The 25,721-nt window shown below is 40.8% G+C and carries 22 protein-coding genes; 8 read left to right on the top strand and 14 right to left on the bottom strand.

From position 1 onward, the window contains the following. Positions 1-83: 83 nt before the first annotated feature. From CA265_21810 to CA265_21795, 4 genes are all read left to right on the top strand, one after another. Positions 84-1,718 carry a molecular chaperone GroEL gene (locus tag CA265_21810; GenBank protein ARS42149.1) on the top strand — a complete coding sequence of 545 codons (1,635 nt, stop codon included), beginning with the start codon at positions 84-86 and terminating at the stop codon, positions 1,716-1,718. A gap of 296 nt (positions 1,719-2,014) precedes the next feature. Next, complete coding sequence (locus CA265_21805; protein ID ARS42148.1) at positions 2,015-7,969, top strand: hypothetical protein; 5,955 nt, start codon at positions 2,015-2,017, stop codon at positions 7,967-7,969. After that, on the top strand, positions 7,966-8,988 hold the full coding sequence (locus CA265_21800; GenBank protein ID ARS42147.1) for a hypothetical protein: 1,023 nt from the start codon (positions 7,966-7,968) through the stop codon (positions 8,986-8,988). Before CA265_21805 ends, CA265_21800 begins: the two co-directional genes overlap by 4 nt. 23 nt (positions 8,989-9,011) lie before the next feature. Next, entirely contained in the window at positions 9,012-9,671 is a 660-nt protein-coding gene (locus tag CA265_21795) for a magnesium transporter MgtC (protein ARS42146.1), read from the top strand. On the opposite strand, the gene CA265_21790 is transcribed toward CA265_21795, so the two are convergent. Continuing rightward, positions 9,652-10,143, bottom strand: coding sequence for a hypothetical protein (locus tag CA265_21790; protein ARS42145.1), 492 nt, complete (start codon positions 10,141-10,143; stop codon positions 9,652-9,654). The genes CA265_21795 and CA265_21790 overlap by 20 nt on opposite strands. Before the next feature lie 109 nt (positions 10,144-10,252). On the opposite strand from CA265_21790, the gene CA265_21785 reads away from it, so the two are divergent. Next, complete coding sequence (locus tag CA265_21785) at positions 10,253-11,680, top strand: L-serine ammonia-lyase (protein ARS42144.1); 1,428 nt, start codon at positions 10,253-10,255, stop codon at positions 11,678-11,680. A gap of 111 nt (positions 11,681-11,791) precedes the next feature. Continuing rightward, entirely contained in the window at positions 11,792-12,985 is a 1,194-nt protein-coding gene (locus CA265_21780; GenBank protein ID ARS42143.1) for an aminopeptidase, read from the top strand. 337 nt (positions 12,986-13,322) lie between these two features. Here the strand turns inward: CA265_21780 and CA265_21775 are convergent, their stop codons facing one another. From CA265_21775 to CA265_21725, 11 genes are all read right to left on the bottom strand, one after another. After that, positions 13,323-14,234 carry a transporter gene (locus tag CA265_21775; protein ID ARS42142.1) on the bottom strand — a complete coding sequence of 304 codons (912 nt, stop codon included), beginning with the start codon at positions 14,232-14,234 and terminating at the stop codon, positions 13,323-13,325. A gap of 149 nt (positions 14,235-14,383) precedes the next feature. Then, entirely contained in the window at positions 14,384-15,604 is a 1,221-nt protein-coding gene (locus CA265_21770; protein ID ARS42141.1) for an ATP-dependent RNA helicase, read from the bottom strand. Positions 15,605-15,790: 186 nt separating this feature from the next. Then, the gene (locus tag CA265_21765; GenBank protein ID ARS42140.1) at positions 15,791-16,243 is read right to left on the bottom strand and encodes a hypothetical protein; all 453 of its coding nucleotides are present in this window, start codon (positions 16,241-16,243) and stop codon (positions 15,791-15,793) included. A gap of 55 nt (positions 16,244-16,298) precedes the next feature. Further along, positions 16,299-16,691: a hypothetical protein gene (locus CA265_21760; GenBank protein ARS42139.1), complete on the bottom strand. Its 393-nt coding sequence runs from the start codon at positions 16,689-16,691 to the stop codon at positions 16,299-16,301. 4 nt (positions 16,692-16,695) lie between these two features. After that, positions 16,696-16,929 carry a hypothetical protein gene (locus tag CA265_21755; GenBank protein ID ARS42138.1) on the bottom strand — a complete coding sequence of 78 codons (234 nt, stop codon included), beginning with the start codon at positions 16,927-16,929 and terminating at the stop codon, positions 16,696-16,698. 5 nt (positions 16,930-16,934) lie between these two features. Beyond that, complete coding sequence (locus CA265_21750; protein ARS42137.1) at positions 16,935-17,201, bottom strand: hypothetical protein; 267 nt, start codon at positions 17,199-17,201, stop codon at positions 16,935-16,937. 460 nt (positions 17,202-17,661) lie between these two features. After that, positions 17,662-18,009 (bottom strand): hypothetical protein, encoded by a 348-nt coding sequence (locus tag CA265_21745; protein ARS42136.1) that lies wholly within the window; start codon positions 18,007-18,009, stop codon positions 17,662-17,664. A gap of 13 nt (positions 18,010-18,022) precedes the next feature. Further along, positions 18,023-18,574: an RNA polymerase subunit sigma-24 gene (locus CA265_21740; protein ID ARS42135.1), complete on the bottom strand. Its 552-nt coding sequence runs from the start codon at positions 18,572-18,574 to the stop codon at positions 18,023-18,025. 113 nt (positions 18,575-18,687) lie between these two features. Next, positions 18,688-19,629 (bottom strand): hypothetical protein, encoded by a 942-nt coding sequence (locus CA265_21735; GenBank protein ARS42134.1) that lies wholly within the window; start codon positions 19,627-19,629, stop codon positions 18,688-18,690. Between the two features lie 5 nt (positions 19,630-19,634). Continuing rightward, entirely contained in the window at positions 19,635-20,561 is a 927-nt protein-coding gene (locus CA265_21730; protein ARS42133.1) for a hypothetical protein, read from the bottom strand. A 163-nt stretch (positions 20,562-20,724) separates the two neighbouring features. Continuing rightward, positions 20,725-21,486: a hypothetical protein gene (locus CA265_21725; GenBank protein ID ARS42132.1), complete on the bottom strand. Its 762-nt coding sequence runs from the start codon at positions 21,484-21,486 to the stop codon at positions 20,725-20,727. 216 nt (positions 21,487-21,702) lie between these two features. Between CA265_21725 and CA265_21720 the strand changes: the two genes are divergently transcribed. Together CA265_21720 and CA265_21715 are read left to right on the top strand one after the other, a co-directional pair. Beyond that, on the top strand, positions 21,703-22,281 hold the full coding sequence (locus CA265_21720) for an RNA polymerase subunit sigma-70 (protein ARS42131.1): 579 nt from the start codon (positions 21,703-21,705) through the stop codon (positions 22,279-22,281). Continuing rightward, the gene (locus CA265_21715) at positions 22,274-23,581 is read left to right on the top strand and encodes a hypothetical protein (protein ID ARS42130.1); all 1,308 of its coding nucleotides are present in this window, start codon (positions 22,274-22,276) and stop codon (positions 23,579-23,581) included. The genes CA265_21720 and CA265_21715 overlap by 8 nt, the downstream gene beginning before the upstream one ends. A gap of 345 nt (positions 23,582-23,926) precedes the next feature. On the opposite strand, the gene CA265_21710 is transcribed toward CA265_21715, so the two are convergent. Then, positions 23,927-24,937, bottom strand: a complete 1,011-nt coding sequence (locus tag CA265_21710; GenBank protein ID ARS42129.1) for an anion permease — start codon at positions 24,935-24,937, stop codon at positions 23,927-23,929. A 12-nt stretch (positions 24,938-24,949) separates the two neighbouring features. Further along, on the bottom strand, positions 24,950-25,597 hold the full coding sequence (locus tag CA265_21705; protein ID ARS42128.1) for a phosphate transport regulator: 648 nt from the start codon (positions 25,595-25,597) through the stop codon (positions 24,950-24,952). Positions 25,598-25,721: the final 124 nt, after the last annotated feature.

Genomic DNA, 25,721 nt, shown 5'->3' with positions numbered 1-25,721 from the left:
GTTAAAACGTTGTAATGTTAACATAAATCGGAGGATTGAAATATTTCAACCTTCCAACATTAAAACTTTAAAATATTCTTAAAATGTCAAAACAAGTAAAATATAACGTAGAAGCACGCGACGCCCTGAAAAGAGGTGTTGATATTCTTGCAAATGCAGTAAAAGTAACCTTAGGTCCAAAAGGCCGTAATGTAATTATCGATAAAAAATTCGGTTCACCGGCAATCACAAAAGATGGTGTTACGGTTGCAAAAGAAATCGAATTGAAAGATGCAGTAGAGAACATGGGTGCTCAAATGGTTAAAGAAGTAGCTTCAAAAACAGCTGATATTGCTGGTGATGGTACAACTACGGCTACTGTATTGGCGCAGGCGATTATTACTACAGGTATTAAAAACGTTGCTGCTGGTGCAAACCCAATGGATTTAAAACGTGGTATTGATAAAGCGGTTGCTGCTGTTGTAGAAAACTTAAAATCTCAATCGCAAGCGGTTGGTGATGATAACAATAAAATTAAACAAGTAGCGTCTATTTCGGCTAATAACGACGAGGTGATCGGTTCGTTAATTGCTGAGGCCATGAGCAAAGTTGGTAAAGATGGTGTAATTACGGTTGAAGAAGCAAAAGGTACCGAAACTGAAGTTAAAACAGTAGAAGGTATGCAATTTGACAGAGGTTATTTATCTCCATATTTTGTAACCAATGCAGATAAAATGGAAGCTGAATTAGAAAATCCTTACATTTTAATCTACGACAAAAAAATCAGTAACATGAAAGAATTGTTACCGGTTCTAGAAAAAACTGTTCAAACAGGCAAACCATTGGTAATCATTTCTGAGGATTTAGATGGCGAAGCTTTAGCAACATTGGTAGTAAACAAAATCCGCGGTTCGTTAAAAGTTGTTGCGGTTAAAGCACCAGGTTTTGGCGACAGAAGAAAAGCCATGTTGGAAGACATCGCGATCTTAACTGGTGGTATTGTAGTATCAGAAGAAAGAGGTTACAAATTAGAAAATGCTGATTTAACTTACTTAGGTTCTGCTGAGAAAGTTGTTGTTGATAAAGACAATACAACTGTAATTAACGGTGCTGGTAACTCAGATGATATTAAATCTCGTGTTAGCCAAATTAAATCTCAGATCGAAACAACTACATCTGATTACGATAAAGAAAAATTACAAGAGCGTTTAGCTAAATTAGCTGGCGGTGTTGCGGTTCTTTACGTAGGTGCAGCTAGTGAGGTTGAAATGAAAGAGAAAAAAGACCGTGTTGATGATGCTTTACATGCAACCCGTGCGGCTGTAGAAGAAGGTATTGTTGCTGGTGGTGGTGTTGCTTTTATCCGTGCGGTTGAAGCCTTAGCTAACCTAAAAGGTGCTAACGAAGATGAAAATACAGGTATCCAGATCATCCGTCGCGCTATCGAAGAGCCATTACGTCAAATTTGCGAAAACGCAGGTATTGAAGGTTCTATCGTAGTTCAAAAAGTTAAAGAAGGTAAAGCCGATTTCGGTTACAATGCACGTACTGATGTTTACGAAAACTTAATTGGTGCCGGTGTTATCGACCCAACTAAAGTAAGTCGTGTAGCATTAGAAAATGCAGCTTCTATTGCAGCGATGTTATTAACTACAGAAGTTGTTTTAGCAGACGAACCTGAAGAAGGTGGTGCTCCAATGCCTCCAATGGGCGGCGGCGGTATGGGTGGTATGATGTAATAACCATTCTATAACGAAACGATTTCGTGTAAAAATACACCCTCAAGGTATAATGCCTTGAGGGTTTTTTTATGCTTTGTTATAGCAAAAACGAAGCTTTATCAGCGCTGTAACCTACTCATTTAGTTAAAGTTGGTGTAAAAATTTGGCACTGTAATGCAAAAATTACGTTCTTTGTAACGAATATTTATTGACGCGTCTTAGGCCGAATACTCATTTCTGGTATTGGATTAAGCAAAGTTGAACAAACAAAGCTTCCAGAACGCAATAAAATCATTCCCTAGTGTTAGAGATTTATGAAGATTCGTTGTACGAGGAAATGGCTTTCTTTTGTCCTGTTTTTTGGGGCATTTTTGTTCACGTCAAATGTTTTCGCCCAAATTACCATAGGCTCAGTAGATGCAGGGCCTTTTACCCCGGGCAGTACCATTGCAGTTCCTTTTAGCATTAGCGCAGGCTGTGCGGCTCAAGGAAATCAATTTCAGCTCTATTTATCCGATCAGAACGGAAATTTTGGCGCCGAAACACTCATAGGCAACTACACGGGTTTTTATACGACTTATATAAACGGTAAACTTCCTGCAAGCCTTACACCCGGCACAGGTTACAAGGTCAGGATAAAATCAACTGCTCCGGCCTTCACAAGCACTGCCTCTACGGCGTTTGAAATAAAGGCCGGACCTGCAGTAGAAGCAAAATTAACCTCAACGTTATTAAACCCCGCAAACGACGAAACTTTTGGTACCTGCACCAGCAAAGCCAATAATGCTTTTTTCCTTACAAATGCTTCTACAGCAAACAGCACGGTTACCGCTAGCATAACCGATGAGGTAAATGGAGGGAGCCCAACTTTAATCAATTTCCCTACAGCCATACAGCCTTTTACGGCCCAGCAGACACATTATACCATTTATACCAAAGCCGTAATGCCCGATGGGTCTGTAGCAACCAAGGCTTATCTGCTCATCAACAATAAAGCAATAACCGCTTTTGCCAATTCGGGCAATACCGTGGTTTGTTTGCCACTGGGCGCCTTAACATTTAGTGTAGATGTAAGTTCGAGCGCAGGTATTCAAAATAACTTCCCCGGAGACATTTATACGATTACCTGGGGAGATCAAACGACATCCACCTACACCCTTTGTGAGATTATTGCCGATGGCGGTAAGGTTACACATGCTTATACCCGATCCTCTTGCGGAAGTGTTTCCACCTCCAGTGCGGGCACAATCTACAACGCTTTTGATGTATCTATTAATGTATCGAATGCATTCTGTACCACCATGGGCACGCCTGTTTCTTCTTCGGCTAAAGTGGTGGTAAAACCGATAAATTCGTTTGCCTTTAATACCCCCGGGTGTACAAATGCCAACATCACCTTTGTGAACACCTCTATTCTGGGCGAAAATCCGAACACCAATACCGCAGCCTGTACACCCAATAACGTAACCTATAACTGGTATGTTGATGGGGTGATTAAAGAAGTTGATAAACCAAAATCATACAATTTTGTATACAAGTTTCCAAGCCATGGAGAATATACTATCCGCCTAGAATCTAAAAACATTACAGGCGAGTGTGATGCCGATCCCGTAGAAATGAAAATCTGTATCCAGGATCCGCCCAAACCCGATTTTAGTTTACCTTCAACAACCATTTGTGCCGGAACAACATTAAAAGCGACCGATCTTTCTGTTTTAGATAATATCTGCAATGCAGCCAATAACTATTCATGGTCAGTTACACCTGCTGTGGCTTTTACAGGTGGTACAAATGCAGCAAGCAAAGAACCGGAGTTCAATTTTACCAGTCCGGGCACCTATACCATCACTTTAAGCATCAGTACGCCGTCGTGTGGAGTAATTACCAGCTTACCACAAACTGTTGTGGTTAATGCGAATCCCGTAGCTACACTATCGCCCGATATTACGTTGTGTAACCTGGCCACTTACGATTTTAACAATACCACAACAGGGCCAACCAAAACATTAATTACCGGCACTACAAAAGATTTACCAGACAGTTATACCTGGACAGTTGTTCCATCAGGCACAGGAACTTATAGTTTTACCGGAGGTACAACCGCCAATTCTAAATATCCATCCATCAAGTTTGATAGTTATGATACCTATACCGTAACGGTTGTGCACAAAAACAATTGCGGTACCGCAAGCGATACCCAAATCCTAACCTTCAGTACTGCACCGGTGATTAGCGCTGGACCTGATCAAAACATTTGTTTTAACGACCCGGGCTTTACGCTTAGCGGAACCATAACCGGCGCTACTGCCACACAAGCCTGGATTGGCGGACTGGGAACCTTTACCCCCAGCAGAAACGATTTGAATGCGACTTACACGCCAACCGCAGCTGAAAAAGCAGCGGGTACGGTGACCTTACGATTAAGGGTTACCACCGCACTGGCGGCACCCTGCAACCAGATTGACGACGATATTATTCTTAAAATAAAACCCAATATCAGTTTAACGAGCGCAGCAGCTAAAACCATCTGTACGGGTAATAATGTTGCCTATACACCTGCTTCTGCGGTCGCGGGTGTAACCTACACCTGGACCGCTACCGGAACCGCGTCAGCAACTGGCTATACTGCCAGCGGAAGCGGAGCCATTAACGATATCCTTAGCAATACCGATCCAAGTGCCGACGCAAACGTAACTTATATCATCACTCCTCATTTCGATGGCTGCGATGGAACGCCCTTTAATTTGGTGGTGACCATTAAACCCAATCCTATTGTAACACCTACTGCCGCCAATGCAAGCATCTGTAATGCCACTTCATCGGCCATTACCTTAACAGCAAACCTAACGGGTGTAAATTATACTTATACCAGTGCGATCACCGGAGCAATAACCGGAAACAGCAATAGAGCAATCCCATCTGCAGGAACACAAATTAACGATATCTTAACCAATACAGGCACCACTGCAGGTACGGTAACTTATACCATTACACCTGTCTCTACAAATGGCTGCCCTGGCACACCAGGCAGCATTACCATTACGGTTTTGCCAGGTGCAACACTGCCAAATGCCGGGCCGGATGAAGCCATTTGTAACGCAAGCGCTTACACCTTAAAAGGAAATATACCAGTAGTTGGCACAGGCAAATGGACAATCGTTACAGCACCTACGGCCATAACTTTTGCTGATGATACGCAGGGCAATACAACAATCACTGGTCTGCAGGCGGGGAATAGCTATACTTTAAGGTGGACCATAAGCGACACCAACTGCGCTACTTCGGGTGATGATGTCAGGATCACGGTTAACCCGCTCAGTGTTGGCGGCACAACCACAGGCGATGTGAGTGTATGTGCAGGTGCAAATGGCGGAAACATCAGTTTAAGCGGGCAGGTTGGAAATATTATCCGTTGGGAAAGATCTATCGATAACGGTACAAACTGGTCTACCCTTACCTCTACAGCAAATCCATATGTATTTTCAAACCTTACCATAACCACCCTGTACCGTGCGGTAATTCAAAGTGGTAGTTGTGCAGAGGCCCTATCAACCGTAACCACCATCACGGTAAATCCGGGCACTGTTGCGGCCAATGCAGGGGCAGATCAAAACCTTTGCAGTGGAAACGGTATTACTTTAAATGGCAATAATCCTTCGCCGAACAGTGGTGCGTGGACTTTAACTTCAGCACAAACCGGCATTACCATCACCGATCCTACGCTTTACAACACCACGGTTACTGGTCTGGTACCAGGACAAACTTACACTTTCCGGTGGACCATTTCTGGCTTCAATGGCTGTCCACCATCTGTAGATGATGTAACCGTCACCTATTATTCGCCTGTTACCAATAATATTACCGCATCAACAGCGCCGGTTTGTGCCGGACAAAGCATCAACATTACCGGCGATACCCCAACAGGCGGAACCGGAACTTTTGCCTATCAATGGCAGAGCAGTGCGGATGGAAATACCTGGAGCAATGTTCCTTCGGCCATTAATAAGGATTTAACCCTAATCGTAAACTCCTCAACTTATTTCAGAAGACTGGTAAACAGCACCATCTGCACTTCAATCAGTAATTCGCTACAGGTTATTGTTTTACCAGGCTTAACGAACAATGTTATTACAGCCGATCAAAACATCTGTATTGGTACATCGGCAGCAGCTTTAACCGGTACTACGCCAAGTGGTGGCAGCGGAACTTATGTGTATCAATGGCAATCGAGCTTAAACGGAACAGCCTGGAGCGATGTGCTGGGGGCAAATGGTGTAAACTTTACGCCTCCGACACCAACTGTAAGCATTTATTACCGCCGATCGTTAAGCAGCGGAGCTTGCAGCAACAACTTAAGCAACCAGGTTAAGATAACAGTTAATCCACATGCTAAGGCAGAAATTACCTATAATAAAAATGTTGGCTGTGCCCCTTTTATTCTAGATGCAAACAATATTGCCGCAACTTTATATCCCGATAGGAACAGTATTTATACCTGGTTTGCCAACAATGTACAGATCGGCGTAGGACCAACATTTCCGGGTTATACCATCATGAATGGAAATGAAAGCGTAACCATAAAACTGATTGTTACAAGTAGTTTGGGCTGTAATACGGATGAAAAAAGTGAGGTATTTAGCACGCTTCCCGTAGTTACGCCTTCTTTTACTCCAAGTATATCTGAAGGTTGCGGCCCACTTAATGTTACTTTTACAAATACCACGACCCCACTTACCGGCGCAGCATTTAAATGGATTTTTGGCAATGGACAAACATCAACTTTAGCCCAACCACCAGCTCAAACTTTTTTGGCAGACCCAACCGGAAAAGACATTGTTTATGAAGTTACCCTAGAAACCACCACACCATGTGGTCCTCCAATTATAAAAAACGCAAAAGTTATCGTGCATGCAGAACCTGTTTCTATGTTTTCGCCCGATAAAACAACAGGATGTTCTAATCTGCTTGTAAACTTTAGCAATACTTCTCCAGAAAGTGTGGGCACAACCTATACCTACGATTTTGGTGATGGCACTACCCCAGAACCCTATCCAGATAGAAGAACGGTAAGCCATACCTTTAAAACGCTTATCGTTAAGGATTTTATAGTAACGATGACTGCAAAAAATGCTTGCGGAATAAGCACTTCTAATAGCACTATTGTAGTTTCACCAAACAATGTTATTGCAGAACTGGTGGTAAATGGAAATGAGAAAAAAGGCTGCGCCCCTTTCCTTGTTAATTTTGTAAACAATACCAGTGGAGCGAGCAGATTTCTTTACACTTTTACCAATGAAGATACCGGTGAAATCAATACCGCATTCTCCAGCTCTACAGGTGTTTATCCGTACACCTTTACCAAACCTGGAAAATATACCATCAGGTTAGACGCGGAAAACGACTGTTCACATAGTTTCACGACAGAAACTGTTACCATCTTAGCTCAGCCAACAGTAGGCTTTACTGCAGATAAAACCTCTGGCTGCAGCAATCTAGCAGTTAAGTTTAAAAACACCAGTGTTGGTGCAGTAGGCTATCTATGGGATTTTGGCGATGGTTCTCCAACCTCAACTGAGTTTGAGCCACAGCATACTTACACCGGATCAGATGTAAGTTATACTGTAACCTTAACAGCAATCAATGCATTGGGTTGTTCTAACCCTACAACAAAAACCGATTTTATCCACATTGTTGCGCCACCAGTGGCCACATTCACCGTTAGCCCCGGGAATGAATTATCCATTCCCAACTATTCATTTGCCTTTAAAGATATCAGTACCAATGCCGTAAGCTGGGAATGGACTTTTAGTGATGGATCGGGATCAACCCTACAAAACCCAAACCACACCTATGCCAACGAAGGCACTTATAATGTAACGCTAAAAGTGCTGAACAAAGAAGGTTGTTCTTCGAGCACTTTCCAATCAGTAAGGATTATCGGCGTACCGGGCTACTTAAACATCCCCAATTCATTTATGCCTGCAAGTGCGAAGAACGAAATCAAAGTTTTTAAAGCAAAAGGCCGTGGCATTAAAGAATGGCAGATGTCTGTTTTTAACAAATGGGGGCAATTACTTTGGGAAACCACCAAACTCGACGATGGCGCACCGCTGGAGGGCTGGGACGGTACTTATAAAGGACAGGAACAACCACAAGGTGTTTATTACTGGAAAGTAGATATAAAATTTATTAATGGCAGCGATTGGAAAGGAATGACTTACGATTCATCTCCTCCAAGGAAAACGGGTGTAATATATTTAATAAGATGATGAGGAGAGGGATAATATTATTTTGGTTTGTGTTAGTGCTGCCTTTAATCGTTTCAGCGCAGGATCACATTTATTCGCAGTTTTACAATGCCCCTGTTTATTTAAATCCGGCTTTAACAGGTCAGTTTGAGGGCGACATTAGGTTTAATGCCTTATACCGAAACCAATGGACGGGTTTAGCCAGCGATTTTTCCTACATGAGTGCTTCTGGTGATTTAAACCTTCACCAGTTTAACAGTGGTATCGGTTTAATTTTTAACCGCAGCAGCGAGGGTACGGCCTACCTGGTAAAGAATAACATCGCGCTGAGTTATGCTTATATTATCGGGGGTGATGATTTTGCACTCTCCTTTGGATTACAGGGTGGCATCACCAATCAGAAATTAAACTGGGATAAACTTGTTTTTGGCGATCAGATCGATATCAATACCGGTTATATTCCGGGCAGTATTTCTGGCGCCGAGCGGCCAAGCGTTGATAGCCGTTTTTATTTTGACGCCAATACAGGAGCCAATCTCGTTTATAAAAAATTTATGATGGGGCTTGCTGTCCATCACCTTAACCGTCCTGACGAATCGCTCTCCGGTTTCCAGGCGAAATTACCGATGCGCATATCGGGGAATTTAAGTTATAAACTCACCCTGATCCCTGACCAGTATGATCGGGATGGAAGTTACCTGATCCCTTCCATTGTTGCCTACAAACAGGGCAATGTAAAATCATTCAGCGTCGGCACACAGTATAAATACGCCGGAATAAATGCAGGCATATGGTACCGAAATGATGGCAATTCGAACGGGAATGATGCCATTGTATTTTCTGTAATCTTCGATATATTTAACCGCAGAACAAACGGCGAGAAATTCAGGTTAGGCATCAGTCATGATGCCACAACATCTAAAATCAACTACACCAATACCGGCGGAACATCCGAAATTGGTGTGGGTTACGAAAAATATTTTCCAAATAGTTCAAATGGTGGCCGGGCAAATGGCCTAAGATGTTATGATTTTTATTAATTTGCCTGTGATAATTCAAGGCGATGAACGAAATCATAGACCAAAACCATTTCATTACACAGAGTGAAATCAATAAATTTTTATTGGCTACCCTACTTTGTGGCATCATTGGTGCCGAACGCGAGTACAGAAGTAAATCTGCCGGACTTAAAACCATGATGATGATTGGTTTGGGTGCTACCCTGTTTACCATCCTGTCCATCAAAATCGGACCAACCAGTCAGGATCGTATTGCCTCGAACATTGTTACCGGAATAGGTTTTTTAGGTGCCGGGGTAATTTTTAAAGAAGAAAACCGCGTTAAAGGGCTTACCACTGCCTGCATTATCTGGATTGTTGCCGCCATCGGAATGGCTGTAGGCTCAGGTTATTACGAACAGGCAATAGGCGTTACCATTGTGGTTTTACTGGCGCTGATTATTTTTCCCTTTTTAGAAGAAATTGGCGACCGTCGTTTTACCAAAAGGGTTTACCGTATCGTTAAAAAACAGCATACACACGGCAATTTAGAAAGCTATGAGGAGGTTTTCCGCGAAAGCAAACTTAAACCCCAACGTGGGAAACACCAACTGGTGGATAATATCATCACCGGAAACTGGACAGCTACAGGTACCCCGCAAAACCATCAGAAATTTGTGGAGCGGATGCTTAAAGATGATGATATTATAGAGTTTGATTTTTAACCGTAGCAAACAAATCTACTTTCTGTTGCTGTAGTGCTACTTTTTTCTCTTCAATCACAATCGTGTTTGACCAGTTGTCGTGCCATGGTGCACAAGGGCGGCCCAATGCACTAAAGGCGATGAAAGGGATGGCCCTTACTATATTCCGTATAAATGCCTTTTGAAGAGTGATGTCATTACCATTTGCATCTACTGCCCTTGTTCCTGTAATTAATTTTCCTAATGATCTTCCATTAAACATGGCCTCCGTCATAAACATCACAAGGCCATAAATCAACAGGAAAATCAAGCGGATTGATAATTCATCAAAACCATTTAAAAGTTCTGGACTGATAAACCTTAGCGTGATGGCAACACCAAAGGCGATGATATAGCAAACAACTAAATCGATAAGGTAATTGGCAAATCTCTTGACTGTAGTTGCACGGCAGTCATCCAAATTAATGGTTTGGTAATACTTATTGAAATTCATTATGAGCGTTGATATCAGATATTTCTAAGGTAAAATATTTTCATCTTCGGCCAAAATTAATTCATCCAAAATCATAAAACAATCATAGCTTTGTATAACTATATTCATAATGATCAAGGAACAGATTTCAGTTTTCGATATTTTTAAAATAGGCATAGGCCCATCCAGCTCACATACCTTAGGTCCATGGCGGGCTGCACAACAGTTTACAGCTTCGCTTGCTCAAAACCATTTGATTGATGAAATTGAAGGGATAAAAATATTGCTTTATGGTTCACTTGCCAAAACAGGTAAAGGCCACGGAACTGATGTCGCTATCCTACTCGGTTTAACAGGTGCCGATCCGGTAACTTTTGATGTGGATGCCGTTACACCTACTTTCGAAAGCATCCAAAGAGATCAGAAATTAAATCTTGCTGGTCATTTAATCATTGATTTTGATTACGATAATGACCTACTTTTTCTTTTTGCCGAAAGTTTGCCCTTCCACCCAAATGCGGTTACTTTTCAGGCATTTTTAAAGGGCGGAAAAGCATTTTCAGAAACCTACTACTCTATTGGTGGTGGTTTTGTGGTTAAAGAAGGAGAAGACAACAGTAAAAAACCACAGGTAGACCTTCCTTTTCCTGTAGAAAAAGCAAAAGACCTTTTACACTGGTGTTTATCTACCGGCTTAAAGGTGAGCGAAATCGTAATGGAAAATGAATTGGCCTGGCGTACTGAAGCGGAGACCAAAAAAGGCATCTTACAACATTTTGCGGTAATGAGCGATTGTATTTATCGCGGATGTCATACCACAGGTTTTTTACCCGGCGGGTTAAATGTGGCGCGAAGGGCATTTCCGCTAAATAAACGATTAATTGGCAAAAGTGAATATTCAGATTACAATAGCTGGGTAGAAGCCATTAGAAAAGGTGGAAATGGTTTTAATTATACTTTAGACTGGGTAAGCTGTTTTGCACTAGCCGTTAACGAAGAAAATGCATCATTTGGTCGCGTGGTAACCGCCCCTACCAATGGTGCTGCGGGAGTAATTCCAGCCGTACTACAATATTTTATTACCTTTTGCGATGGTTACAGCGAAGAAAAAATCATGCAGTTTATTGCCTGCGCTTCAGAAATAGGCAGTATTTTCAAAAAAGGAGCAACAATTTCAGCTGCTATGGGCGGCTGTCAGGCCGAAATTGGCGTTTCCTCAGCCATGGCTGCGGCAGCGCTGACAGAGTGTTTGGGCGGTTCGCAAAGGCAGGTTTTAATGGCAGCAGAAATTGCCATGGAACATCACCTGGGCCTCACCTGCGATCCGATTGGAGGCCTGGTACAGATCCCTTGTATCGAAAGAAACACCATGGGCGCCATTAAAGCCATCACCGCTAGTCAGCTCGCCCTGCAAAGCAATCCCGATAAGGCAAAAGTAAGCTTAGATGCAGTGGTAAATACCATGTGGGAAACCGCCCTCGATATGAATGCCAAATACAAAGAAACATCTGATGGAGGCTTGGCAACCAATATTCCAATCAGTTTGCCAGAATGTTAATTCAACATTGTTGCAATAAAATGATAAATGTTATCGATTTATTACAAACTTTCTGGTGTCAAATGAACAAGTATTTTTACATTCGCTGAATTATTAATTATTCATAAAAAAATGATCAACTACACAAAAATCAGTGTGATTGGTTTGGCTTTGTCGTTATCTATATCCGCGACTTATGCTCAAGACAATCTCGTTAATTCTTTAAAAAACAACCAAAGCGAAAACAGTGCTGCTTCTTTTAAGTTCACCGAAGTGATTAACCTGGCCAATACACCAGTTCAAAACCAGGGTTCTTCAGGTACTTGCTGGAGTTATTCTACCAACTCATTTTTAGAATCAGAAATGATTAAAGCGGGGAAACAACCCGTAACCTTATCTCAACTTTTTTCGGCCCGCAATGCTTATGTAGAAAAAGGTAAAAATTACGTGCGTATGCATGGTGCAGTTTCATTAGGCGATGGTGGTGCTTTGCACGATGTAATCAACATGTACAGAAAATATGGTGCGGTTCCACAGGAAGTATACACCGGATTAAATTACGGCACTAAAATTAATAAAACTGCAGAACTTGGCGATATCGAAAAAGGTGTTTTAGAAGCTGTTGTAAAGAATGCAAATGGCGAGTTAACGCCAAACTGGTTAAAAGCTTATACCGGTGTAATTGACGCTTATTTAGGCGCTGTACCCGAAAACTTTACCTACAATGGCAAAAAATACACACCAAAAACTTTTGCTCAGGAAGTGGTAGGTTTAAATGCCGACAACTATGTAGAACTTTCATCGTTTAATGATCATCCTTTCTATAGTAAATTTACTTTGTTAGTGCCTGATAACTGGTCTTTTGATCAGGTTTATAATGTTAAAGTGAATGAGTTAACCGACATTATTGATAACGCTTTAAAAGGTGGTTATACTGTTGCCTGGGCTACAGATGTAAGCGAAAAAAACTTCAGCTGGAAAAACGGTGTGGCTTTTGTTCCGCAAACACCTTTCGCTGATATGACAGCTAAACAAAAAGCAGATATGTTTAACGGCCCGCAGCCAGAGATGGAAATTACCCAGGAGAACCGTCAGCTTGCTTTCGACAACTATCAAACTACTGATGATCATGGGATGCACATTGTGGGTTTAGCCAAAGATCAAACCGGTAAAGAATATTATATCGTTAAAAACTCCTGGGGAGCAAGCAACGATTATAAAGGATATTTATACGTAACGAAAAACTATGTAAAATATAAAACAACCGCAATATTATTAAACAAAGCAGGGATTCCAGCTGCAATTTCTAAAAAATTAGCGTTGTAATTAAACCTAAATTATTCAGGAAGCCGCAGAAGAAATTTTGCGGCTTTTTTGTTGGGTTTAACCGCAAAGAACACGAAGGTTTTCGCAAGACCTAATGGTCGTCACCCTGACCTGTAGCGCAGCGGAAAGCTACGCAGTAACCCGAGCTTTAAGCGAGCTCACCGAAGGTAATTTATTTCAGGGCCTATCCTAGCAAGAAAGATACTGAAACGAGTTCAGCATGACGATCGTGGTAAGAAATTGTGTTAAAATTGATCACGGGGGGTAAATGTTAATCAAACTAAGCGCATAAGACTTCCTCTGCGCTCGCGTACTTTGTGGTTAAAAACGGGATAAATTAAACTAAACCCGAGTAGGTCAATACCAGCCACCATAAACCCGTGGTCATAAAAGACAATAAAATCCCGATCCCAACAACCAGATTAGAAAGCTTAGGGTTAAGATTATACTGATCGGCTACCACACCTGCAGTTAATAGCGTTGGCATAGCCATTTCGAAAATGGTTATTTTGGTTATCATGCCATTCATACCTAAAACAAGTGCCAGAAGCAAAACAACCAGTGGCGCTAATATCAGTTTGTATAATAAAGCAAAACTGATGTGTTTTAGTTCACTGAACCAACCGCCAAATTTTAGCTGTAAACCGATTGAAAACAGCGCCAGCGGCCCAACCGTACCAGCCAGTTTCTCGAATAACGGATCAAGTGAAGAAAGATTAATAAAATGTGGGAGGCTTAGCGCCAAAACGCAACCAATAAGCGGCGGAAAGGTTAATACTTTTTTCAGCACCAGTTTCGGGCTTAACTTTTGATGCTGTGATGAGCGGATGGCTACAATAATGCCAATGGTAGACAAAAGCGTAAAGGTAACCTGATCGCAGATTATGGCTACAGCCAGTTCTTTTTCACTAAAATAGGCCACAATTAACGGGAAACCTACAAATGAAGTATTACTTAAAGAACTGGTTAGTTTTAAGCCGCCTGAAGTGGCTTTACTCATATTCTGGATGCGGCTATAAAGCGTGATAAACAACCAGCCAAATAGCCAGATACAAATTGGTGCCAGTGCTGGAAACAATAGGTCTTTAGTCCAGGTAATATGTGGCAGATATTTAAACGAAACTGCTGGCAGCGCAATGTAGATAATCCAAGCGTTAATGCCTTTGTGTGCATCTTTGGGAAGCGATTTACTTTTTCTGAAAAGAATCCCCGCCACAATGCATAAACCGATAAGAATGAAGTTTGCCATTTGAATAGCTCGGAATTAATCTAAAAACTTGAACTCGATAAATGTTCGTTAAACATCACAAAGCAAAAATCAATGATGGAGCACAGGTTAAAAGCAAATGGATGAATCTCCTATCGCTAGATCAATCATCCATATTACATTTTACATTTTTAAGCAGAAGGTTTTGGTTTTTTCTTTTTGTGCCAAACCTTTTTCTTGCCTTTATGCTGCGGTTTTTTTTCCTCCACATGTGTAATTTCCATTGCAGCTATACTTTCTGGCAATGGCATCCGGGGAACTTCCTTCTCAATTAACTTTTCAATGTTATCGAATTTACGTTTATCTCTTCCGTTAACCAATGTAATAGCTGTTCCTTTGGTTGCAGCTCTTGCGGTACGACCAATCCTGTGTACATAATCGGCCGGATCGCCGGGAACATCATAATTGATGACCAGGTCGATTCCCTCTACATCGATTCCGCGGGATAATACATCCGTTCCAATTAAAATTGGCAACCTGCGGTTTTTAAAAGCCAGTAAAATATCTTCGCGTTCTTTCTGCCCCAAATCGGAGTGAAAAGCTTCGGCTTTGATGCCTAATCCTTTAAAAGTTTTAAATAAAGCTTTTACTTTATCCTTGGTCGAAACAAAAATAATGCTGCTTTTATATTGTCCGCTTTTAAAAATATCGGTTAATAAAGCCTGTTTCTGCTGATCATGAATATTATAGGCCTGTTGATCTATTCCTTCAGCAGGTTTAGCAATTGAAATGGTAATCTGCTTCGGTTCGTGCAAAATCTTGCCCGCCATAGTCCTTATTTTCGGTGCCATTGTAGCGGAGAATAAAAGCGTTTGCCTTTTCTTTGGCAGGTAGCTAATAATGCGGATAATATCGTCGTAAAAACCCATATCCAACATCCTATCGGCTTCATCTAAAATCAAATGCTGCAAATGTTCCAGTTTTAGCACGCCTGAAGATAAATGTGCCATTAGCCTGCCCGGAGTAGCAATAATAATATCTACGCCTTCGCGCATAGAACGTTTTTGCTGTTCATAGGCAATACCATCTCCGCCGCCGTAAACTGCTAATGAACTGATATTGGTAAAATAAGCCAGCGCCTCTACCTGTAAATCAATCTGTTGCGCAAGCTCACGTGTTGGAGCCAGGATCAAGGTATTGTTATGTCTGTCAGCCGCTTTGCTAATTTTATCCATTACGGGTAATAAATAGCTGGCTGTTTTTCCGGTACCGGTTTGCGCGCAGGCAATCAGATCATGATTATCTAAAATTACCGGGATGGCTTGTTCTTGTATTGGAGTAGCGCTTTTATACCCCATGGCCATTAAACCTTCGTATAAATCGGGGTTAAAATTAAAGTCGTTAAAATTCAATCTATTGTGTTTATGTCTTTTAGCAAAAGTACCTTAAAATACCGCTAATAGCAAACTGCATTTCAATATCCCTTTGCCTGGTAATATGAAAAGCAATATCGAATGTATTCCTGCCTGTTGAAATTAAATAAAATAGCCCCAACTGCTTTAAAACAATCGGGGCCTGGAAATTATAATAGACGAAACTTAGTCTACCAGAATATCTTTCTCTGGTGTATTCGTTTCAGGGTTTTTAGGTAGTGTAACCTTCAAAATTCCATCAGCATAACTGGCTGAAATATTTTCTGCTAAAACCTTTCCGTTTAAGCCAAAAGCCCTTTCGAAAGTGCCGTTGCTATATTCTCTACGGCTATACTTTTTAGCTGAATCGGCTTCTTCTTTCGCTTGGTAAGAAACGGTTAATACATCGTCTTTGGTAGTCACTTTTAAGTTCTCTTTAACCAAAGCCGGTGCAAAAAGCTCAATAATAAAGCTGCTTTCTGTTTCTTCTATGTTTACAGGCACTTTTCTAAAGCCCTGGTTAAACATACCGTGTTTATGGTGACCGAAAGGACCACCAAAGTGTCTTCCAAATCTTCCCTCTCCTGCGCCGAAGCGACCATGCATCTTGCCCGAATGGCATCTATGTTCGTTGTACATTTTATTTAATTTTAATTGTTATTTTATTTTATTAATTCATCGGCTTAAGCCAATATTAGTTGTAAACTGCCTGCTCCGTTTTAGGGATACCCAACAGCTGCGTGATGATATTTGCGTAGGGATATGCCGGCGAGAAAACGGCATAGTCAAATTTTAAACCCCTTATCTGAACCAAAATATCATCGATAAATTTCATGGGCTCAAGAAGTGCGCTGATCAATCCCGATTTAGGTTTCTCTTCTTCATCAATAGCCTTTTTCCCCTGAAAAATATTCAGTTCTTTGTTGTAGGCTTTAAAGTCTGCACCAATTTGTTCTATAGGGGCTTTAAACTCATCCGAGCTAAAGAAAGTTACCTTCTCCCCCCGGGTAATCAGTTCGTTTGCCATGCCCAAAATCGGTTTGACATCAGACTGAGATGGATCGCTTAAAAAAAGTACCTGTGACATAACGCTATCTTTTTAATGGATTTATACTGTCAACAGGTGTAATCATGGTATCGTCCATTTTTCTGCTGTGGTGACTGTAATTATGGTTTCTATGATGTTCTTGCTGGCAATCATCATGATAATGCCTGTTTTTAAAATCTAACCGATCGCGGTATCCATTCTGAACGGCCAGTACATTTAAGCTGTAAAAAGTTCCTGCGGCAACAGCCAGTGCCAGTAATATTCTAAATGTTCTCATGGCGCTTAATCATTTATGTTAATATTGTTAACTGTTCCATTGCCTTGTACGGTTGGTCTGTACCATTGGTTATCAATCGGTACAATAGGGTTATAATAATTTTCGAAGCCGTTAAAGCGGTTATGGAAATAATGGCGTCTCCCGCCGATAAAAATCCTGAACATTAAACCGATCAGCATGATGGCCAATATAAATTTGAATACAAATGGTATGAAGAAAGCGACTGTACCAAGTACAATCCCGAATCCTATGGTTTTTAATATTTTTTTCATTCCTTATAATTTTAAAGCATGGTAATCAATTCACCGTAAATGAGTTGAGTTACCAACACTGTTGTTTTTGTTATTTATATAGGAAGACGGCGAACCTTTATTTTTACTTTAAATTATTTTGATTTTTTTATTGACTAAAGAATTTTGTCATCCTGAATGCAATGAAGGATCTTTTAGTCGTTACCCTTTCGGTCGGTGAGACACCAACCGATAGAATAAATAATGTTAGCCTACCAGGAGTCGTCATTCCCAACTCGATTGGGAATCGTAATGCAAGCGCTTTAAGATTCCCGCCTGCGCGGGAAAGACGGACCACTCTACTAAAAATCTATCTTGATAGATCTCTCCACTCCGCGTTGCTGCGGTCGAGATGACGATTCGCGGAGAGGCTTGCACGATGTTCAGAATAACGGAGAAATAGATAAAACAAAAAAGCTCCGAATTTCTTCGGAGCCTTTGCCTATTCCTTATTTCGGTGGTGGCCCCATCCGCCACATCTCCGTTTATATTCTTCTTTAAATTTTGCCCGCTCCTCTTCGTTCATCGAATCCCATTTGGCCCGCATTCCCCGGGCACGCTCACGGAAACCGCCGCCACCATGCCCTCCTTTATTGAAATTTCCGAACAATATTCTGCAAAGCACGAGCAAACCAAGGGCCTGCCAATAATTAAGCCGCCCTGCATGGGCTACTTCCGGCAAAATCCAGTTCCATAAAGACATAACTACGTAACCCAGTACCGCTGCAATAAGCACCGCTACAGGGAAAAAGAACATGAATTTCTTACCGCGATTAAAATTTCTATTCATCATGTCTGTAAATTTAATAGTTAATAAATTCCTGATATAAATTTTGTAAGCGGTTACGCAAATGTTTTACCGCATAACCTTTTCTTGATATTAATGTTTTGATATTCTCTCCGCTCTCATCTGCCAGCTCCTGAAAGGTACGTTCTTCGAGTTCGTTCTGAACAAATACATAACGTTGATTTTCGGGCAGCTCCTCAAGCGCCAAGAACAATTGATCCCAGAATAGTTTCTTTAAACTCTCTTCTTCGGGTGAGTAAGCCTCAGCTAGTAAAATTTCTTTAAAATTGATTTCACCATCCTCCCCTTCGAAAGTAAAATCTTCTAACGATTCTTCTTTTTGTTTGCGGTATTTATCGGTGATCTTATTTCTGGCCACCCGATATAACCAGCCACTGATCTGCTCGATGGCACCTGCTTCGGGTTGGTTGCTGAGCTGAAACCAAACATCCTGTAAAATATCTTCTGCATCCTCATCCGTATTCACCCTTCCACGGATGAAACTGAATAAGCGTTTACCATAATTGGCAACCGTTGAAATGATATTTTGAGGTTCGTTTGTTGGCACTAAATTTTGCTTAATAACCCAGTAAACGGATGAAACTCAATATTACTTTAAATTTTCTTTACTTTTTTCATAAAATCGGCATTTTTGATCAAATCAACCTGATTTTTAGCGACTTACAATGGTTTTCTTTTGAGCAATCCTTCGTACAGTTTATGATAAGTTGGCGTAGCCATGCCAAGTTTTTCGGCTTCGCGTACGATGTAGCCTGTTAATGCTTCTACTTCTGTTTGCGGTTTTTGGTTGAGATAATCGCGGTGCATGGATGAAGTAACCTCATAGGGCATCGATTTCATCGTATTTAATGTTTTATCCGAAATGTCACCACTGATGCTTACGCCTTTAGCCAGGGCAAGGTTTTTCACTTCTTCAATTAACTTCATGACCGTTTGAAGATTTTCTTCCAGTACCTTTCCAATGGTGTTATCGAAATAAGAGGTGGAAGTGGCCGTAGGAGAAATAAATATAAATTTTTCCCAGATGGCGGTAGAGATTTTATCCGAAACCGTTACATCGATTCCGGCATCAAACATTAAATTTTTCAGCTGTAAAACCGCATCACTAAGTGGCCCATCCATCCCAAAAGACAGTTTTTGAATATTGCCGGAATTTTCGATGATGCCGGGTGATTTGATTTTGGAAACGATAAAAGCACAGCCTTTCAAAACATTTGCATGTGGCAGGGTTTCTAAAATTTGATCGCTTGCACTAACGCCATTTAAAAGTGGCAATAATACCGTTTTGCGGTTAATTAAGGGTTTTAACTTTTCGATGGTTTGTGTTAAATCGTAGCTTTTGCTGCAGATGATCACATAATCGGCCAGGCCAATCTTACCATAATCATCAGTAGCTAAAAATGGCTGAGTGATAAAACTTTCGTTGCCGTTTATTACCGTTAAACCCTTTTTTTGTATCTCATTTAAATGTTCGCCGCGGGCAACAAAAACAACTTCCACATCATTTGCACTGCTGTATTTCTTAGACAATAAACCTCCGAAATACCCACCCACGCCACCAATTCCTACAATAACAATTCTTGTTTTATTTGGCATGATCATGCGGATTATTTCAATGCACCCGTTGGATTGTTTCCTTTATCCACTATCGTTTTAACATTCCCGTTTAAATCAGCAACATATATTTTGCTCTGTGTGAAAGGTTTTTCAGCGCCGCTGTAAAAGATCCGGTCATCGGCAGTAAGAAAAACATAAGGAACATTTATACCTTTTGGCGAAATCCGCGTTACTTTTTTACTGGCCAGATCTAAAACATAAACGGCTTCACTCGGTCCTGTCAATCCGTCCAGAACATCGTTATTCCCTGCATTAAAAATCAGTTTGGCTCCATCTCTTGTATAAAAGAAACGATTACTACTTGCGATGGAAAATTCCTTCCCGATCAAATCGGCTATCGGTTTGGTATCGATTAACTTTCCTGTTAGATCAAAGGTGTACAGGTTATTAAGGTCCTGCCCGATGATTTCCTTTTCATTTTTCCAGGTTGGGGCATAAACATTTATTTTAGATGCACTATCGAGCATCACATATCCCGAGTTATCGGTTTTAATTACGCCTATCTTCCATAGGTTTTTACTGTTAAAAATATTGAAAGCGATCGCGCTTCCATCAGCCGACCACATGGCCTGATAATAATTATGGCTGTTTACCTGCAATTTGCCCTGGCTTTTGTTTTCCATATCGGCAATCCAAATTGACCTGTTCCCGGTAGAATCGCTCAGGGTATAGGCCAGTTTATTTCCATCCGGGGAAATCGCCGGATCGGTAGCGCCACCAAATGAAATCTGTTTCATCGTATCAATACTTGTGGCTACAATTTTATCTCCATCCTGATAAGCCAGCGCGAAATTTTTACTGCTTAACGAAACAGTATCTAAAACGGCTTTGGCATTTTCTTCGGTTTTGTTGCTATTGCAAGCAGTTAATACCATTGCAATACAAGCTAAAGCAAATGGTTTGTTGAACTTCATCATGTACAATTTTACAAATAGTTTTTGGCTCTGTTGTTCCGGATAAGCTCGGGAAGCTATATTTTACTTAATACAAACTTTCTAATTTCGGTGTGTGAGCACACAGACCGAGGCAATTGATTCTTTCCGCTACAGTTCGTGTCCTCCTGAGCCACAATTAAACAGATTAAATCTTTTTCTTATCCGCGTAACCAAATACCTTTTGCAATAATGTAGTGCTTCTTGAGCTCAGGTTACCCCTAATTTTGAGTTCTTCCTTAGCCACTTCAACAAATAAACCATCTATTGCTTTTTGCGTAACGTATTCCGTTAGGTTGGTATTTACGGGTTTTACCAAAGGCAAGCGGTTGTATTGTGTAGTTAAATCGCTGTAATACTTGGTGGCATTTACCTTATTCAGGCTGGTGGTTACAATCGGGCTAAATTTTTGCATCAATTGTGCGGTGGTTACCCTTTTAAAATATTCGGTAGCTGCATCTTTGTTTCCTAAAAGGATATTCGTTGCATCGGTTAAAGTCATTTGTTTAATGGCTGATATAAAAATAGGCTTCGCTTCGGTAGCCGCATCTTCAGCGGCACGGTTTAAACTTACAATCACATTATCGCAAAGTTTGTTCAAACCTATACTACGCAATGTTTTTTCAACTTTTTGTGCTTCCGGAGGCATCAGGATTTTAACAGCCAGGTTACCCAAAAAGCCATCTTTTAGCGAAAGCCTGTCAGCACCTGCAGAAACACCAATTTGTAGCGCTTCTTTAATGCCCTGTCCTATTTCAAAAGTAGAAGGTGTTCCGGTAGCTGCTGTTGTGGTGCCCTGTTTTTCGGTTATCTTTTTAAATATATCACTCAGCTTAATCTGTGCGCTAACATTTAGGCTTGCAAATACCAGCATGGCCAGTGATGCCGTTACAATATTGATCTTTTTCATTTCGTGTGTTTAATCATGCTTAGCAAAACAACTGCCATACTTTCCTTTTACCCTCAAAGATAAGTCTTTGGACACGGGAACACCATTTAAACCTTTCAAAAAATAGTCAACAACGTAAAATATTTAGGATCTTCTCTTCCTAAAAAATTAGTTTATGTCTCATCACTCAGAAATATTTTTTATACTTGAAAGATAATTCGAAATAGCTGCCATTTTTTGAGGTTTATAAAAAACACAGCTGGGAACACCCAGCAAGACGATGCCAAACTGATTGCTGAGTATAAAAATACCGGCGATTTGGACGCATTGGGTACGCTTTACAATAAATATATGCATTTGGTATTCGGGGTTTGCTTAAACTACTTTAAAGATGAAGAGCAAAGCAAGGATGCGGTAATGCAGATTTTTGAAGAACTGGTAACGAAGCTGAAAATATATGAGGTCCAGAATTTTAAAAGCTGGCTTCATGTTTTAACGCGGAACCATTGTTTAATGGCACTTCGGAAATCGGCAAAACAAAATAATGTCTCCATAGACGATACTTTTGTGGAAAACAGCGAGTTTGTGCATCTGGATATAGACAACACAAAAGAAACGCAGCTTACCATTATGGAAAAGTGTATGGAAACTTTGCCCGAAGAACAGCGAAAAAGCGTAGATTTATTTTATTTACAAGAAAAATGCTATAAAGAAGTAGCCGATATTACGGGCTACGATATGCTTAAAGTTAAGAGTTACATCCAAAACGGTAAGCGGAATTTAAAGATTTGTATAGAGAAAAACAGTAGTGAATAACGATTGGTTAGATATTGATGTTCTGGAAGATTACCTGGATGGTAAGCTTGATGCTAAAGCTATGCACTTTGTAGAAAGACAGGCTTTAGAGGATCCTTTTGTTGCCGAAGCCCTGGAGGGACTGAAACAATCGCCAAAACGCAAGCAAACACTGTCTATCTTACAAAAACAACTCTACGACCGTGTTGCTGAGAAACCTATAAAACGCAAGCTTTGGGGCATTACTACGCAAAGGTTAAGTATAGCGGCAACAGCAACGGTAGCCTTTATTGCAGTGAGCATTTTATTCTTTATGCGCGAAACCAACCGTCGAAACGCAGAAATTGCAGCGCACAAACAAGGCGGTGTAATGGTTCAGTTGGATAGCACAACAACAATTGCGGCTGCAAAACCAAAAGAAGATACCGTAGCACAAATTAGCACAAGAGCAGCATTAGTTGATAAAGCCATTACAGCAGCAAAAACAGGCGATTTAGCAAAAAACACGAAAACTAAACCCACTGTACAACCTGCCGAGCAACAAATTGCCGAAGCAAAAGCTGTTTCAGATTACAATCGGGCAAGATCGGCAAAAGCAGAAAGCCCTGGGGCTTATGCTTATAAAGCAAAAGCGGAACAAAGTGCACTAAATGAAGCCGTGGTGGCTGCAGCACCTGCTCCGGCATTAGCATCAAGTAAAATTGCATTTAGTGGCAATGTTGTAGACCAAAGTAATGGCCGACCTGTACAAGGGGCTGTTGTAAAATTAGCCGGCTCGAAAAATGTAACCGCTACAGATGCGAAAGGTTATTTTTATTTACCTGCCGACAGCAATGCAAAGGATAAGGATTTATTGATTAATGCCATTGGTTTTAAAGAATTGCCTGTAGCTGGCCTGCAAGATCCTAACGCAATTAAAAGTGCATTAAGCGGAAATAAATCGCTAAATGAAATTGCATTAATTACGGGCTCGAATGGGCACAAAAAAGAAAATATTGCTGCACCAAAAATTACATTACATGCAGAACAAAACCTGGATGGAAAATCGGCCGAAGATATTACGAAGCCTATTCCGGTTTCTACCATTAACTATGGCCAATATTTAGAGAACAACAATAAACTTTATAACCCTAAAGGCCCGGCACAATTTGTAATTTTAAGTTTCAAAGTTAAAAGTAACGGCCGGCCAGCCAATGTTAGCGTTATAAAATCGCTCAACAAAAAAGCCGATGCGGAAGCGAAACGGCTGATTCAGGAAGGTCCGGATTGGGTATTGCCTAAAAATGGAATTGATTCAGTTGAAATAAGCGTTAAGTTTTAAGTTTCAACCATTTATTACGTACTGAGGATAGGTGAAGTGCTCTGTTTTAATAATTAGGAAGCATTGACTCCGCTATTAGCGATCTTTTTAAGATTGCTTCGTCGTACCTCCTCGCAATGACGATTCTAGTAGCCGATCAACATATCATTCAGCGCACATCCCGATTTAGCAGCTGAATAGACCGCTTATAGTGTCCCTGGTATATTTACAGGTTTCATCAGGATAATGCGTAGCGGTACGCCCGCCAAGCCAAAGGTTTCCCGCTATTCTTTCCAATTCATTATAAAACCAAAAAGACCAAGGCGATTAGCTTTGGTCTCTTGAGTATATTAAAGGATTTTGTTTTTACTTTAAGTAGTAAATAGCTGCATAAATAATAGCAGCCAGTGTTGCCGATACCGGAATGGTTAAAATCCAGGCCCAGATTAAGTTGATGGTTACCCCCCAACGTACAGCCGAAACACTTTTTACCACACCCACACCCACAATCGAACCTGTAATGGTGTGCGTTGTAGAAACCGGAATACCGAAATGCTCTGTAATACCCAATGTTACTGCACCTGCACCTTCGGCAGCTACACCTTCCAGCGCGGTTACCTTGGTAATTTTCGATCCCATTGTTTTAACGATTTTCCAGCCACCACTCATGGTACCTAATGATATTGCCGAATAACAGGCAATGGGTACCCATGCCGGCATGGCGTCGAAATTAGGAATCACTTTAGAGGCGATTAAAGCTGTAGCGATAATACCCATTACTTTTTGTGCATCGTTACCGCCATGAAAGAAACTCAGTGCTGCAGAAGATAACAACTGCAGGCGTTTAAACCATTTCTCAGCCGTTGCCGGCTTAGCATAACGACAGATATTGATAATGATCAGTGTTAATACAACTGAAATCACCATACCGATTATCGGTGCCAATACAATGAAAGAAACAATTTTTATTACATAACCCATGTTTACAGCATCAAGCGGACTAGCGCCTGTAAGTAAAGCATGTGTCATGCCCGCACCGGCAAAACCACCAATTAAGGTATGCGATGAACTTGAAGGGATACCATACCACCAGGTTAAAAGGTTCCAGATAATTGCAGCAACTAAACCTGCAAGGATAACTTCAAGTGTGATATAATTTTCGATTACCGTTTTAGCAACTGTATTTGCCACTTTGTGGTCGGTAAAATAAAAGTAAGCAGCGAAATTGAACAACGCAGCCCACAAAACCGCCTGAAAAGGCGTAAGAACTTTTGTAGAAACAACTGTTGCAATCGAGTTAGCGGCATCGTGAAAGCCGTTAATGTAATCGAAAGCAATAGCCAGAATTACAACAACAACCAATAAGGTAGTTACCATGTTTGTTTTTTATTAAGCGTTTTTAACCAAGATAGTTTCAAGCACATTCGCCACATCCTCACACTTATCTGTCGCTTTTTCTATCGTTTGTAAAACCTCTTTTTGTTTAATTAATTCAATCGCATTGGTTTCGTATTCGAATAAACGGGCTACCGCTAATGTAAATACATAATCAGCCTGGTTTTCGCCGCTGTTAATACGGATACAAGCATCGGCAATTACGCGGATGTTTTTGAAACTGCGTAATTCTTTAATTGCTTTATCAATGTCAGTACACATCTCTACCAAAAGCTCGGCAATTTTAACAATTGGCTCGTTAATGGTATTCATGTTATACATCTGCATGCGGTTTGCAGTACCATAAATATAATCGGCAACATCATCAACGGCAGTAGCCAATGCATGGATGTCTTCTCTATCAAATGGCGTAATAAAGTTCCTGCTTAGTTCAAGAAAAATTGAATGGGTAATATCATCACCTACATGCTCCAGGCGCTCAATTTCTTTAAAAATTGTTTTCCTGCTTTCAGCATCACCCGTGCTAACCATTTCTAAAAGGGTTTCTGCAATTTTTAATGCATTGCTACCGGCTTGTTCGAAAAGCGGATGAAACTTTTTGTCTTGAGGTGTAAAGAACTTAAAAATATTGTTCATGTTAATTTTTAATATGTTGCAAAGCTACAAGCCCAATGTTAAGTTAATGTTAATTTATTAATTATATTAACTAATTATTGCCTTATTTAATCAGGCTTGGCTTATTTCTATATTTTTAGGTGGCTGACAA

It is taken from the genome of Sphingobacteriaceae bacterium GW460-11-11-14-LB5, assembly GCA_002151545.1.
Taxonomy (GTDB): domain Bacteria; phylum Bacteroidota; class Bacteroidia; order Sphingobacteriales; family Sphingobacteriaceae; genus Pedobacter.
Note: the sequence above shows the minus strand (reverse complement) of the source record. Positions and strands in the feature narration are given on the sequence as shown.

Coding starts and splice junctions, on each gene's coding strand:
- CA265_21710 (ARS42129.1), bottom strand. CDS start 24,937: ATGGTAACTACCTTATTGGTTGTTGTTGTAATTCTGGCTATTGCTTTC.
- CA265_21725 (ARS42132.1), bottom strand. CDS start 21,486: ATGAAAAAGATCAATATTGTAACGGCATCACTGGCCATGCTGGTATTT.
- CA265_21745 (ARS42136.1), bottom strand. CDS start 18,009: ATGAATAGAAATTTTAATCGCGGTAAGAAATTCATGTTCTTTTTCCCT.
- CA265_21765 (ARS42140.1), bottom strand. CDS start 16,243: ATGTACAACGAACATAGATGCCATTCGGGCAAGATGCATGGTCGCTTC.
- CA265_21760 (ARS42139.1), bottom strand. CDS start 16,691: ATGTCACAGGTACTTTTTTTAAGCGATCCATCTCAGTCTGATGTCAAA.
- CA265_21755 (ARS42138.1), bottom strand. CDS start 16,929: ATGAGAACATTTAGAATATTACTGGCACTGGCTGTTGCCGCAGGAACT.
- CA265_21735 (ARS42134.1), bottom strand. CDS start 19,629: ATGATCATGCCAAATAAAACAAGAATTGTTATTGTAGGAATTGGTGGC.
- CA265_21800 (ARS42147.1), top strand. CDS start 7,966: ATGATGAGGAGAGGGATAATATTATTTTGGTTTGTGTTAGTGCTGCCT.
- CA265_21790 (ARS42145.1), bottom strand. CDS start 10,143: ATGAATTTCAATAAGTATTACCAAACCATTAATTTGGATGACTGCCGT.
- CA265_21780 (ARS42143.1), top strand. CDS start 11,792: ATGATCAACTACACAAAAATCAGTGTGATTGGTTTGGCTTTGTCGTTA.
- CA265_21805 (ARS42148.1), top strand. CDS start 2,015: ATGAAGATTCGTTGTACGAGGAAATGGCTTTCTTTTGTCCTGTTTTTT.
- CA265_21810 (ARS42149.1), top strand. CDS start 84: ATGTCAAAACAAGTAAAATATAACGTAGAAGCACGCGACGCCCTGAAA.
- CA265_21785 (ARS42144.1), top strand. CDS start 10,253: ATGATCAAGGAACAGATTTCAGTTTTCGATATTTTTAAAATAGGCATA.
- CA265_21795 (ARS42146.1), top strand. CDS start 9,012: ATGAACGAAATCATAGACCAAAACCATTTCATTACACAGAGTGAAATC.
- CA265_21730 (ARS42133.1), bottom strand. CDS start 20,561: ATGATGAAGTTCAACAAACCATTTGCTTTAGCTTGTATTGCAATGGTA.
- CA265_21775 (ARS42142.1), bottom strand. CDS start 14,234: ATGGCAAACTTCATTCTTATCGGTTTATGCATTGTGGCGGGGATTCTT.
- CA265_21750 (ARS42137.1), bottom strand. CDS start 17,201: ATGAAAAAAATATTAAAAACCATAGGATTCGGGATTGTACTTGGTACA.